Source organism: Brevundimonas sp. (assembly GCF_024711105.1).
In the GTDB taxonomy this organism is placed as follows: domain Bacteria; phylum Pseudomonadota; class Alphaproteobacteria; order Caulobacterales; family Caulobacteraceae; genus Brevundimonas.
Window position 1 is genome coordinate 1 of record NZ_JANJTL010000024.1, and the last position, 11,780, is coordinate 11,780.

Genomic DNA, 11,780 nt, shown 5'->3' on the forward strand with positions numbered 1-11,780 from the left:
GGAGGACGGCACGCCTTACGAGGCCAATGACCCGGAGCTGCTGGCCTGGGTCCATGCGGCGGAGACCTGGAGCTTCCTGGCCGCCTGGGCGCGCTATGGACAGCCCGAGATGTCGGCGGCGGACAAGGACCGCTACTTCGCCGAGATGACCTTGATCGGTCGCGAGCTCGGCGCCGATCCGGTCCCGGAGAGCTTGGCGGCGACGGAGGCCTTCATCGCGGCGATGCGCCCGCGGCTGCGCGCCGATCACCGCTCCGCCGAGGTCTGCCGGATGGTGCTGACCCAGCGCGTTGGCCCGCTCGTCGCCGAGCCGGCGTCCAAGGTGCTGATGGCGGCCGCGGTCGATCTGCTGCCGGATTGGGCGCGGGACATGCACGGACTGAAGTCGCCGCGCCTGACGGCCCCCGCGGTGCGGGCCAGCGCCTTCGCCATGGCCGAGACCCTGCGCTGGGCCTATGCGGATTCGCCGAACGTGCGCGTCCACGCAGACTAAAGGTCGAGCTCGATCCAGGTGGGCGCATGGTCGCTCGCCTTCTCGCGGCCGCGCACCTCGCGGTCGACGCCGGCGTCCCGGAGGCGTTCGGCGGCGGCCGGATTGAGCAACAGGTGATCGATCCGCAGGCCCGCATCCCGCTCCCAGGCCTGGCGGAAGTACTGCCAGAAGGTCCAGGGCGGCGGATCGTTGGGGAAGCGTTCGCGGATGGCGTCGGTCCAGCCCTGGTCGAGCAGGCGCTGGTAGGCCGCGCGGCTCTCGGGCTGCAGCAGGGCGTCCTTTTTCCAGGAGCGGCTGTTGTAGATGTCCGCCTCGGTCGGCACGACATTGTAATCGCCGGCCAGGATCACCGGCGCCTCGGTCTTGAGCAGCGTCTTGGCGTGGCGCGCCAGCCGGTCGAACCAGGCCAGCTTGTAGTCGAACTTGGGGCCCGGCTGCGGATTGCCGTTGGGGAGATAGAGACTGGCGACCAGCACGCCCCCGACGGCCGCCTCGACGTAGCGGCTCTGGCCGTCGGCTTCGTCGCCCGGCAGACGGCGGCGAGTGACGACCGGCTCGCCGATGCGGCTGAGGATGGCGACGCCGTTCCAGCGATGCTCGCCCTGCCAGACGGCGTCATAGCCGGCGTCGCGGATGGCCTTGACCGGGAACTGTTCGGTCGTCGCCTTCAGCTCCTGCAGGCAGACGATGTCGGGCTCGGCTTCGTCCAGCCACTCGAGCAGATTGGCCAGGCGCGTGTTGACGCCGTTTATGTTGAACGTCGCCAGGCGCACGGCTCAGGCCTCGGCCCGCCTCCGCGCGGCGGTGTTGATGAAGGCCCCGAGCTCGGCCTGGGTGAAGGGCTTGGGCAGGCGGGCCAGTCCCAGCGCCTCGCCTTCGGGGAGGTCAGCGAAGCCGGTGACCACCGCAACCGGCAGGTTCGGACGGGTGCTCGACACCGCCTCAGCGAACTCCAGCCCGGTCATATGAGGCATGATCTGATCGGTCAGAACCAGATCGATCCAGGGCCGCTCCTCGACGATTGTGAGCGCTTCGACGCCCGAAGACGCAGACAGCACTTCGTGCCCGAGGTCCTCCAGCATGGCGACGGTGTTCATCAGCACCAGGTCGTCGTCATCGACCGCCAGGATCAGGAGCCGTCCCTCGCGGGGCTGGCCGGCCGGAGCGCGCCCGTCCTCACCTTTCGAGACTTCGACGCCTTCGGCTACAGGCAGGAGCAGGTGCACTGTGGTGCCGTGGCCGGGGCGGCTCTCGATGTCGAGCCGACCGCCGGACTGCGCGGCCAGGCCGTGCACCATGGACAGACCGAGGCCCGTGCCCTTGCCGACACCCTTGGTGGTGAAGAAGGGCTCGCTGGCTCGCGCGAGCGTGTGTGCGTCCATTCCAGCGCCGGTGTCCGAGACCGTGAGCCGCACGTAGAGACCAGGCGACAGGCCGGCGGCGTTTTCGGCGACCACCTCCCGAGCCGCCGAAATGGTTATGGTCCCGCCTTCGGGCATGGCGTCACGGGCATTGACCGCGAGGTTCAGGAGCGCGGTCTCCAGCTGGTTGGGATCGGTCCGGACGACGGGCAGGCCCGCGGGGAAACGCGTCACCACCTCAATGTTCAGACCGATCGAGCGGCTGAGGAACTCCGTCATCCCTCGCACCAGGGAAGCGATGTCCACGGGCTCGAGCGCTAGCTCCTGCTTGCGCGCAAAAGACAGCAGACGCTGGGTCAGGACCGCGCCGCGTCGCGCGCCCTGGATAGCGTTCTCGATCAGAGGAGAGACCTTCGGATCATAGGGAACGCGCTTCTTGACCAGCTCAAGGCTCCCGAGCACCGCCATCAGCAGGTTGTTGAAGTCGTGGGCCACCCCGCCGGTCAGCTGGCCGACGGCCTCCATCTTCTGCGACTGGAACAGCGCCTCGCGCGCCTCGTCGAGCTGACGCTGGGCCTCCATCCGCTCTGTGATGTCGCGGGTGATCTTGGCGTAGCCGATGACCTGACCGTCGTCGTCGTGAATCGCGTCGAGGATGACATGGGCCCAGAAACGGCTGCCGTCCTTGCGCACCCGCCAGCCCTCGCGCTCGAAGCGGCCCTGTTCGGCGGCAGCCTGAAGCGCCTTCTCAGGCCAGCCGGCCGCGCGGTCCTCGGCCGCATAGAAGCGGGAGAAGTGCTCGCCCACGATCTCCTCGGGCTCATAACCCTTGATGCGACGGGCGCCCTCGTTCCAGCTCGATACCTTGCCCTCCGGATCGAGCATGTAGATCGCGTAGTCCGTGACTCCCTGGACCAGCAGGCGGAACTGCTCCTCGCTCCGCTTCAAGGCCTCGGCGGCGGCGCGGCGCTCGGTCAGGTCGCGGGTGATCTTGGCGAAACCGAGCAGTTGTCCGTCCGGCGACCGGATGGCGTCGACCACTACGTGCGCCCAGAAGCGCTCACCATCCTTGCGGACGCGCCAGCCTTCCGACTCCCAGCGGCCCTCCTCCGCCGCTGTCCTCAACGCCCGCTCGGGCACGCCGGCCTGACGATCCTCGGGCGTGTAGAAGCGAGAGAAGTGCTGACCGATGATCTCCTCGGCCACATAACCCTTGAATCGCCGCGCGCCCGGGTTCCAGCTGGTCACCAGCCCGCCGGGATCCAGCATGTAGATCGCATAGTCGGTGATGGCGTCCACCAGCAGCCGATAGCGGTCCTCGTCGGTGCTGATCCGGGGCTGCAGGCTGGCGTTCATAAGGCGGGAGCCCCCCGGCTCGAAAAAAGACACGTCGTTTCAGAACGGTCCCAGCGCTGCGCGGTTCCGGACATGACGCCACTATTTCAAGCAAGCCTCTTCATCAGATTCGGCCCCGGGCGACCGCCCAGACCAGGCGCAACCGCTTGAGAGCCTCTGCCCTGTCGAGACGCGCAAGCGCGGCATGGGCGACGGCTGGAAAACCCCTGGCCGGCAGTCGTTTCAGGGCGGTGTTGGCGGCGGGCCTGAGGGCCTCGGCCTCAGCGGCGCGGCCGGTCATCGTCAGGCCCCAGACCTCCCCGGCGGCGGCGACGGCGGCCTCATGCCCGCCTCCCACGAGCACGCGAGTCGCCATCTGCATCGGCGCGACGAACAAACCGGTGATGTCGTGGGGTTCCCCGTGGGCGCGGCCGATGTGCGCCTCGATCAGGGCCTCGAAGGCCGCACGCTCCAGGCCGCCGCGCTCAACCACGCCGGCGAGCGCCTCCAGCAGGGGATGGCCACGTCGTGGCTCGCCGGTGAACACACCGTCCAGTTGCTCGCGCCACCACGCGTAGCGCATCTCGGCCAGCATCGGCTGGACGACCTTGGTAGGAATGGCCGCCAACTCCGCCTCTAAGGCGTAGAGCACCATCAGATCGGCGCGAGCCGCCTCGTCGGAGATGAAGCGGCTCGACATCCATCGGTCGGGATCGGCAAGGCGGACCTTGCCGTCGAAGTCGTAGGCGGCCGTCATCCGGCCGGACGCGCCGCCACCGAGCTCATCAGCCGACCAGCGTCTGATACATCGTCATCGAAGCCAGCATGGGCAGTGACAGCAGCAGATTGGTGCGGCTGAACAGCATGGCGGTCTTGGCGGCTTTCGCCTTCGCGTCGGCGTCGAAGCCGTCGCGAATGCCGAGAGCGATCTTCTGGTTCGGCCAGATGAAGCCCCAGACATTGAGCATCATGACGATCCCCAGCCACATGCCGACACCCATCAGGGTGAAGCCGTAGTCACCGTCGGCGAAGCCTCCCATCAGGCCCAGCGTGAGGGTCTCGTGGGCGTAGTCGACGCCGCGCAGGTAGGCGACGATCAGGCCTGCAATGACGGTCGCCAGCGCCGCATAGCGGAACCAGAACAGGGCCTCCGGCGCGATGTGCTTGCTGATCGCCGGCTTCAGCTCGGCGGGGATGTCCGGCATCTTCCGGATCTGCACGAAGTTGAAATAGTACAGCAGCCCGATCCACAGGATGCCCGCCAGGACGTGGACCCAGCGCAGGACCGCCTGCCAGAAGATCGGATCGTCGAAGCGCCCCGTCCCGAAGCTGTAGATCATCACGCAGGCCAGCAGGAAGCTGACCACCAGAGTGTTGCGAAAGTTGGACAGCAGTCCGGCCATGTCAGCTCCTCCCAAGCCGAAAACGAATCCGCGCGACCATAGCGCCGCGCGGGTCCGGGAAAAACAGACAGGCTGTGGGGGCTTTGCCTCTCAGGGCTTGGACGCCATGCCCAGCTTGATCGGCTCCGGATCGTCGTCCGCAGCCTCGCCACGCTTCACGCCCCAGAGAAGGATGATCGGCGCCCCGACGTAGATCGACGAATAGGTCCCGAAGATGATCCCGAAGATCAGCGCCACCGAGAAGGCGAACAGGCTTTCGCCCCCGAGCAAGGCGAGCGCCGTCAGCGCCATCAGGGCGGTGACGCCGGTGATGATGGTGCGGCTGAGCGTCTCGTTGATCGACAGGTCGATCACGTCGCGCAGAGGCATTTTCTTGTACTTGCGCAGGTTCTCGCGCAGGCGGTCGAACACCACAACCGTGTCGTTCATCGAATAGCCGATGACGGTCAGGATCGCAGCCACCCCGGTGAGGGTGAACTCCATCTTGGTGACGGCGAAAAGGCCGAACACCAGAATGACGTCGTGGAACAGACCCGCGACCGCGCCGAGGCCGAACTGCCATTCGAACCGGAACCAGATGTAGACGAGCATCAGGCCGATTGCGACGAGCAGCGCGATGACACCGCCGGTGAAGAGCTCACCGGAGACCTTCGGGCCGACAACCTCCTGGCGGGTGAACCGGATATCTTCCCCGAGCGCGGTCTGGATCGCCGCACGGGCGGTCGACATGGCGGCTTCCGACGAGCCGTCGGCGGGGGTCTGGAAGCGGATCATGGCGTGCTCGCGCCCCTGGGGATCGCTTGACGTCCCGTAGTTCTGGACCTGCACGTCATTGAAGCCGGCGGCGATCAGGGCCTCGCGCGTTGCGGCCAGGTCGACGGGCCGGGGCGAGGTCTCGACCTCGATCAGGCTCCCGCCGGTGAAATCCACGCCGCAATTCAGCCCGCCGCACGGCGGCGTCAGCGGATAGAGGGTCATGAACAGCGAACCGATCACCGCGATGACGGACAGGGCCGCCATGTACTTGGCGAAGGAGACGAACTTGAAGTTCGTCTTGATCGGAATGATCTTGATGAGGGGCCAGAACTTCATCGCTTAAGCCTCGGCGATCGGCAGGCGCTTGGGTCGCGCGACGCGCACCCACACCGCCAGCAGCACCTGGGTGATCAGGACGGCCGTAAAGACCGAGGTGATGACGCCGATCGACAGCGTCCAGGCGAAGCCGCGCACCGGGCCGGCGCCGAAGAAGAACATGATCCAGGCCGCGATCAGCGTCGTCAGGTTGGCGTCGACGATGGTGACCATGGCCCGGGAAAAGCCCGCGTCCATCGCGGCGATGGGCGTACGGCCATTGCGAACCTCGTCACGCATCCGTTCGTAGATCAGGACGTTGGCGTCGACCGCCATCGCAAGCGTCAGGATAAGGCCAGCGATACCAGGCAGCGTCAGCGCGGCGCCGGTGGCCGACATGGCCGCAATGATCAGCACGCCGTTGACCAGGATGGCCACGACCGAGATGCCGCCGAACAGCACGCCATAGACCAGCACCATGAAGGCCAGCACGCCGATGAAGGCGATGGTCGTGGCGATGGCGCCGCCGCGCACCGCGTCGGCCCCCAGTTCGGCGCCGACCGTCCTTTGCTCCTCGACGTTCAGACGCGCCGGCAGGGCGCCGGCGTTCAGCAGGGTCACCATCTCGGTGGCGCGCTCGATGCCGCCGACATCCGAGATCTGGCCGTTCCCGCCGGGGATCGGTTCGCGGATGGTAGCGACCGAGACGATCTCGTCGTCAAGGACGATCGCGAAGGCGTTGCCGACGTTGCGCGTCGTGTACTGACCGAAGATGCGGGCGCCCTCGCCATTGAACTGCAGGCCGACGGCGGGCTGCTGGTTCAGGTCGTAGGCGACCTCCGACCGGGTCAGCATCTCGCCGGTGAGCAGCGGACGCTCGCGCAGCAGGTACGGCGTGCCCTCGTCGTTCATCAGCATCCAGCCATAGGGCGCGCGGCCGGACTGGACGGCCTCCATCACGCGGCCGGAGCTGTCGACCTCGTGGAAGGTCAGGCGGGCGGTCTGGCCGATCAGGCGGCGCATGCCCTCCGGATCGGTCTCGCCCGGCGCAGCCACGATGATGCGGTCGCGGCCCTGACGCTGGGGATTGATTTCACGCGTGCCGTCCGGGTCCAGGCGACGCCGGATGACCTCAATCGAGCGCGAGACCGCGTCATTGGCCTCCTGCTCCAATGCGGCCTGGGACAACTGCGCAGTCAGCGAGCCGTCGTCCTGGACGCGGACCGTGAGGTTCGCGGCCCCGGTCTGGATACTCGGCCGGGCCAGTTCGCGTAGCGCCCTCTCGGCCTCTGTGGCGCGGGCGGGATCGGCGAGCCGGACCGTGACACCCGTCTGGCCCCGCACTGGTCGCTGGTGCGGGATCGAAGCCCGGTTCAGCGCCAGCGAAACATCCTCGGCCAGGTTGGCGATGCGCTGTTCGCGGAGGTCGTCAATGTCGACTTCGAGCAGCAGGGACGAGCCGCCACGAAGATCGAGGCCCAGGTTGATCGTCCGGCTCGGCATCCAGTCCGGCAGCGCCTCGCGCTGTGCCGGCGTCAGCACGTTCGGCAGGGCGAACAGCAGGCCGAGGACTCCCGCCAGGACGACGACGATGACTTTCCAGCGCGACAGCTGAATCATGGCGGGAGGCCCGGGCCCTGTGACTTAGGACTTGTCGTTGGCCGCGGCGATTGCGCCGCGGTTTCGGACCTCGGCGACCATCGCCTTGACCACGCGGACGTTCACGCCCTGCGAGATCTCGACCATGGCTTCCTGGTCCTCGACGCGCGTCACCTTGCCCACCATGCCGTTGGACAGGACGACCTCGTCGCCGCGCTTGATCGCGCCGACCATCTCCTGGTGCGCCTTGGCCCGACGCTGCTGCGGCCGGATCAGCATGAAATAGAACAGCACGAGGATGACGATGAACGGGGCGAAGTTCACGGCCATCGCCATGAGGCCGCCGTCTGCGGCGGCGCTGGTCGGGGTCGCGGACATGGAGTCTCCGAAGGTTCGTCGCGGGCCCCCGCCCGCGCCTGAAAATGGGAGGCCGGAACCTATTGTCTGGCGCCCGGCTTTGCAACGCAGGCGAGGGAAGGAATTCGCCGGGCCTTCCGGGCGGCGGCTCAAGACGCTACATCGCCGCCTCGAAACACAGGAGCCTGCCATGTCCGTCGCCGCCCGCCTGAAGGAACTCGGCATCGAATTGCCCGCCCCCGCCGCGGCGGTCGCCAACTATGTGCCCTTCATGCGCTCGGGCAACCTGCTCCACATTGCGGGCCAGCTCTCCAACGACGCCGCGGGCGGCGTGAAGGGCACCGTCGGCGTGGACGTCGACATGGACCGTGCCGTGGCCGCTGCGCGGATGAGCGGCGTCAACCTGCTCGCCCAGATGAACGCCGCGCTGGACGGCGACCTCGACCGCGTCGTGCGAGTGGTCAAGCTGGGCGGCTTTGTCCAGGCCGGCCCGGACTTCATCGAGATTCCCAAGGTCATCAACGGCTGCTCAGATCTGATGGTGGACGTCTTCGGCGACGCCGGCCGCCACGCCCGCTCGGCCGTGGGCGTCTACAAGCTGCCGCTCGGCTTCGCCGTGGAAGTCGACGCCATCGTCGAGGTGCGGTGAGCCTCAGCGCCTCCGTCCACGGCGCCCTCGCCGACGTCGGCCGGCAGACCTGGGACCGGTTCGCCGGTCCCACCGGCGATCCGTTCCTGAGCTACGATTTCCTGGAGGCCTGTGAGTCCTCGGGCTGCGCCTCGGCGCGCACGGGCTGGGCGCCCAGGCACCTGACGCTGGAGGCGGACGGCGCCGTCGTCGGCGTGATGCCGCTCTATCTCAAGGGTCACAGCCAGGGCGAATACGTCTTCGACCACGCCTGGGCCGACGCCTGGGAGCGCGCCGGCGGGGCCTACTATCCCAAGCTGCTGTCGGCCGTTCCCTTCACGCCGGTGACCGGGCCGAGACTGCTCGCGGACACTGACGAGCATCGCCGCGCCCTGGTGTCCGCCGCCGTCACCCTGTGCGAGCGCGAGGGGCTGTCGTCGCTGCACGTCAATTTCGCCACGGACGAGGACCAGGCCCTGATGACCGAGGCGGGCCTGCTGCCGCGGCAGGATCGCCAGTTCATCTGGAGCAATCGGGGCTACGCCACCTTCGACGACTTCCTCGCCGACCTGTCGTCCAGCCGGCGCAAGACGATCCGCCGCGAGCGGCGCGAGGCCAACGCCGGTCTCGACATCCGCGTCCTGACCGGCGCGGACATCACCGAGGCGCACTGGGACGCCTTCTTCGCCTTCTACATGGACACCGGCTCACGCAAGTGGGGCCGTCCCTATCTGAACCGTCGCTTCTTCAGCCTCGTCGGCGAGCGCATGGCCGACCAGATCGCCCTGGTCATGGCCTTCGACGGCGACCGGCCCATCGCCGGCGCGCTGAACTTCATCGGCCGCGACGCGCTCTACGGCCGCCAGTGGGGCGCGCTGGAGCACCGGCCCTTCCTGCACTTCGAGCTCTGCTACTACCGGGCCGTCGAGTTCGCCGTCGAACACGGCCTGTCTCGCGTGGAGGCGGGCGCCCAGGGCGAGCACAAGCTGGCGCGCGGCTACCTGCCTCGCACCGTCCACTCGGCTCACTGGATCAGCAACGCCGGCCTGCGCGCCGCCGTAGCGCGATATCTGGAGCAGGAACGCACCGCGGTGGCCGATGAGGCGGAGATCCTGACGACGGAGTTCAGCCCCTTCCGGGCTCAGCCCCGCTCGTAGGCCAGGGCCATTAGCCGCTCGATCTCCGCGTCCACCTCGGCCGGCGCACTCAGCTCCACCACGGCCGTGAGCCGCTCCGACCAGCTCTCGCGCCGCGCGGGCGCCGACAGCCGATCTGACGCCTCCGGCTCCAGCTTCAGCCCGAGCAGGGCTTTGCCGCCCTTCAGCGGCCGCGCAGCGGCGAACTGCACCGAGCGCGAGAACGGCGTGTAGCCCTTCCTCTGCCCCGTCACGACACCGTCCAGCCGACCGGCTGCGGCCTCCAGTGCCCGCAGGATCGCCTCGGACCCGGGGTCCTTCCACAGCACCGCGCGCAGGCCGTCCGGGTCGTCCCAGCCGGGCTCTTCGGAGGGAAAGGCCTGCATCAGGATGAAGGAGCCGTAGTTCACCCCGACCCCGTGCTCGGCCTTCAGCCAGGCGAGACGCTTGCGGTGCGCCGTCTCCGGACAGCTACGCGCGATGGCCACCCAGTCGTCGATCGACCGGCCGGTGCTCGACTCGAGGCTGGAGCGGACGCTGGCGAACCATTTCCGCTGGCGCTCCGTCATTCCCGGCTCGCCCCTGGCCGTCGTTTCGCTGGCGCCCATGGCGACCTCCCCGTCCGCCTTGCTACGATAGCCGAAACAGGAGCGGACCGCATGAGCCTGACCGGCGCCTACGACCCCGACAACGTCTTCGCCAAAATCATCCGCGGGGACGTGCCCAGCGTGAAGGTGTTCGAGGACGACCGCGTGCTCGCGCTGATGGACGTCTTTCCGCAGTCGGAGGGCCACGTTCTGGTCATCTCCAAGGTCTCTCAGGCGCGCAATCTCTTGGAGGCCGAGCCCGAGACCCTGACAGACCTGATCACCGCGACCCAGCGCCTGGCCCGCGCCGTGCCCGAGGCGCTCGGCTGCGACGGCGTCACCGTGTCCCAGTTCAACGGCCAAGCCGGCGGCCAGACGGTCTTTCACCTGCACTTCCACGTCATCCCGCGCTGGTCCGACCGGCCGCTCGGCCGTCACGGCTCGGGCGGGATGGCGGACCCGGCCGAACTGGAGGCCACGGCGGCCAGGATCCGGGCCGTGCTTACAGCCGCGTAACTGGACGCGCGGCCTCGCGCGCGCCAAGGTCGCCGCCGACCAGTCGGAGACCGCCATGAACCTGTTCCTTTCCCGCCGGACCATGCTGGCCCTGTCCGGGGCGGCGATCCTGGCGCCGGGCGTCGTGCGCGCCCAGGCCGCCTCCGGCGCCGACGCCGCCTTCGACGCCCTGGCGGCCGACGCCATCAAGACCTTCGCCCGGCTCAATCCGACCTACGCCACCCAGCTAGGCGACCACGATTTCGACGCCTGGCTCGATGACCTCAGCCCCCAAGGGTACCACGCCCGCGCCGCCTTCGCCCGCGAGACCCTGACGGCGCTGAACGCCATCCCGGCCGCCGAACTCGACCGTGAGCGCCAGGTCGACGCCGCCATGCTGCGCTCGTCGCTCGAGGGCCAGATCTGGACTTACGAGACGCTGCGCGACTGGACCTGGGATCCGCTGACTCACAACGGCGTGGCCGGCGGCTCGCTCTACAATCTGATCGCGCGCGACTATGCGTCGGCGTCGCAGCGCCTGATGGCTGCGGCCAGTCGGATGGAGCGGTTCCCGGCCCTGTTCGCCGGCACCCGCGCGTCGCTGCAGCCAGATCGCGTCCCATCCATCCACGCCCAGACCTATGTGAACCAGAACCGCGGCGTGCTCGGCCTGATTGATCTGCTGATGTCCCAGGCGGAGGGCCTGTCCGAGGCCGAGACCGCCCGCCTGACCGCCGCGGTCGCCGTCGCGCGAGAGGCCGTGACCTCGCATCAGGCGTGGATCGAGCAGACCTTGCTTCCCTCCGCCCAGGCTGATTTCCGCATCGGCGCAGAGCTCTACGACCGCAAGCTGCAGTACGCCCTGAACTCGCCGCTGGACCGCGCCGCGATCCGCAGCAAGGCCGAGACGGCGATGGAAACCATCACCGCGGAGATGTACGGCCTGGCCCGGGGCGTGCTCGCTGGCCGCGCCGACGCCCCGGCCCTGCCGCCCTCGCCCAGCCGTGAGGAGCGCCGCGCCGCCATCGCCGCGGCCCTGGAGCTGGCCTACGCCGAGCGTCCGGCGCGCGATCAGGTCGTGCCGCTCGCCCGCGAGACGCTCGAGACCACCACGGCCTTCGTGCGCGCCCACGATCTCGTCAGCGTGCCCGACGATCCGGTCCAGATCATCCTGATGCCCGAGTTCCAGCGCGGCGTGGCCGTGGCCTACTGCGACTCGCCCGGCCCGCTCGATCGCGGCCAGAACACCTTCTACGCGGTCTCGCCGATCCCGGACGACTGGACCGAGGAGCAGGTCGCCTCCTTCCTGCGCGAA

13 protein-coding genes are annotated in these 11,780 nt (G+C 68.5%); 5 read left to right on the top strand and 8 right to left on the bottom strand.

The window, feature by feature from the left end; translation table 11 throughout:
- Positions 1-493 (top strand): oxygenase MpaB family protein (locus Q0M60_RS01605; RefSeq protein WP_296815081.1); only part of this gene is annotated, 493 nt, incomplete at its 5' end.
- On the opposite strand, the gene Q0M60_RS01610 is transcribed toward Q0M60_RS01605, so the two are convergent.
- From Q0M60_RS01610 to yajC, 7 genes are all read right to left on the bottom strand, one after another.
- Positions 490-1,266, bottom strand: a complete 777-nt coding sequence (locus Q0M60_RS01610; protein ID WP_296815084.1) for an exodeoxyribonuclease III — start codon at positions 1,264-1,266, stop codon at positions 490-492. The two genes, Q0M60_RS01605 and Q0M60_RS01610, sit on opposite strands and share 4 nt — an antisense overlap.
- A gap of 3 nt (positions 1,267-1,269) precedes the next feature.
- Complete coding sequence (locus Q0M60_RS01615) at positions 1,270-3,210, bottom strand: PAS domain-containing sensor histidine kinase (RefSeq protein ID WP_296815087.1); 1,941 nt, start codon at positions 3,208-3,210, stop codon at positions 1,270-1,272.
- 103 nt (positions 3,211-3,313) lie between these two features.
- Complete coding sequence (locus Q0M60_RS01620; RefSeq protein WP_296815089.1) at positions 3,314-3,946, bottom strand: squalene/phytoene synthase family protein; 633 nt, start codon at positions 3,944-3,946, stop codon at positions 3,314-3,316.
- 28 nt (positions 3,947-3,974) lie between these two features.
- Positions 3,975-4,592: a hypothetical protein gene (locus Q0M60_RS01625; RefSeq protein WP_296815092.1), complete on the bottom strand. Its 618-nt coding sequence runs from the start codon at positions 4,590-4,592 to the stop codon at positions 3,975-3,977.
- Between the two features lie 90 nt (positions 4,593-4,682).
- Entirely contained in the window at positions 4,683-5,684 is a 1,002-nt protein-coding gene (gene secF / locus Q0M60_RS01630) for a protein translocase subunit SecF (RefSeq protein ID WP_296815095.1), read from the bottom strand.
- Positions 5,685-5,687: 3 nt separating this feature from the next.
- Complete coding sequence (gene secD / locus Q0M60_RS01635) at positions 5,688-7,283, bottom strand: protein translocase subunit SecD (protein ID WP_296815097.1); 1,596 nt, start codon at positions 7,281-7,283, stop codon at positions 5,688-5,690.
- Between the two features lie 24 nt (positions 7,284-7,307).
- The gene (yajC, locus tag Q0M60_RS01640) at positions 7,308-7,640 is read right to left on the bottom strand and encodes a preprotein translocase subunit YajC (protein ID WP_296815100.1); all 333 of its coding nucleotides are present in this window, start codon (positions 7,638-7,640) and stop codon (positions 7,308-7,310) included.
- Positions 7,641-7,809: 169 nt separating this feature from the next.
- Here yajC and Q0M60_RS01645 point away from each other — a divergent pair, with 169 nt between their 5' ends.
- Both Q0M60_RS01645 and Q0M60_RS01650 read left to right on the top strand, forming a co-directional pair.
- Positions 7,810-8,268, top strand: a complete 459-nt coding sequence (locus tag Q0M60_RS01645) for a RidA family protein (protein ID WP_296815102.1) — start codon at positions 7,810-7,812, stop codon at positions 8,266-8,268.
- Positions 8,265-9,404 (top strand): GNAT family N-acetyltransferase, encoded by a 1,140-nt coding sequence (locus tag Q0M60_RS01650; protein WP_296815104.1) that lies wholly within the window; start codon positions 8,265-8,267, stop codon positions 9,402-9,404. The genes Q0M60_RS01645 and Q0M60_RS01650 overlap by 4 nt, the downstream gene beginning before the upstream one ends.
- Here the strand turns inward: Q0M60_RS01650 and Q0M60_RS01655 are convergent.
- On the bottom strand, positions 9,389-9,991 hold the full coding sequence (locus Q0M60_RS01655; RefSeq protein WP_296815107.1) for a DUF4287 domain-containing protein: 603 nt from the start codon (positions 9,989-9,991) through the stop codon (positions 9,389-9,391). The two genes, Q0M60_RS01650 and Q0M60_RS01655, sit on opposite strands and share 16 nt — an antisense overlap.
- Positions 9,992-10,042: 51 nt before the next feature.
- Here Q0M60_RS01655 and Q0M60_RS01660 point away from each other — a divergent pair, with 51 nt between their 5' ends.
- Together Q0M60_RS01660 and Q0M60_RS01665 are read left to right on the top strand one after the other, a co-directional pair.
- Entirely contained in the window at positions 10,043-10,486 is a 444-nt protein-coding gene (locus tag Q0M60_RS01660; protein ID WP_296815109.1) for an HIT family protein, read from the top strand.
- A gap of 55 nt (positions 10,487-10,541) precedes the next feature.
- Positions 10,542-11,780 (top strand): DUF885 family protein (locus Q0M60_RS01665; RefSeq protein ID WP_296815111.1); only part of this gene is annotated, 1,239 nt, incomplete at its 3' end.

What these genes read in the sequence shown, in the direction of transcription:
- secD (WP_296815097.1), bottom strand. Translation starts at nt 7,283, where the DNA reads ATGATTCAGCTGTCGCGCTGGAAAGTCATCGTCGTCGTCCTGGCGGGA.
- Q0M60_RS01620 (WP_296815089.1), bottom strand. Translation starts at nt 3,946, where the DNA reads ATGACGGCCGCCTACGACTTCGACGGCAAGGTCCGCCTTGCCGATCCC.
- secF (WP_296815095.1), bottom strand. Translation starts at nt 5,684, where the DNA reads ATGAAGTTCTGGCCCCTCATCAAGATCATTCCGATCAAGACGAACTTC.
- Q0M60_RS01615 (WP_296815087.1), bottom strand. Translation starts at nt 3,210, where the DNA reads ATGAACGCCAGCCTGCAGCCCCGGATCAGCACCGACGAGGACCGCTAT.
- Q0M60_RS01655 (WP_296815107.1), bottom strand. Translation starts at nt 9,991, where the DNA reads ATGGGCGCCAGCGAAACGACGGCCAGGGGCGAGCCGGGAATGACGGAG.
- Q0M60_RS01645 (WP_296815102.1), top strand. Translation starts at nt 7,810, where the DNA reads ATGTCCGTCGCCGCCCGCCTGAAGGAACTCGGCATCGAATTGCCCGCC.
- Q0M60_RS01660 (WP_296815109.1), top strand. Translation starts at nt 10,043, where the DNA reads ATGAGCCTGACCGGCGCCTACGACCCCGACAACGTCTTCGCCAAAATC.
- Q0M60_RS01625 (WP_296815092.1), bottom strand. Translation starts at nt 4,592, where the DNA reads ATGGCCGGACTGCTGTCCAACTTTCGCAACACTCTGGTGGTCAGCTTC.
- yajC (WP_296815100.1), bottom strand. Translation starts at nt 7,640, where the DNA reads ATGTCCGCGACCCCGACCAGCGCCGCCGCAGACGGCGGCCTCATGGCG.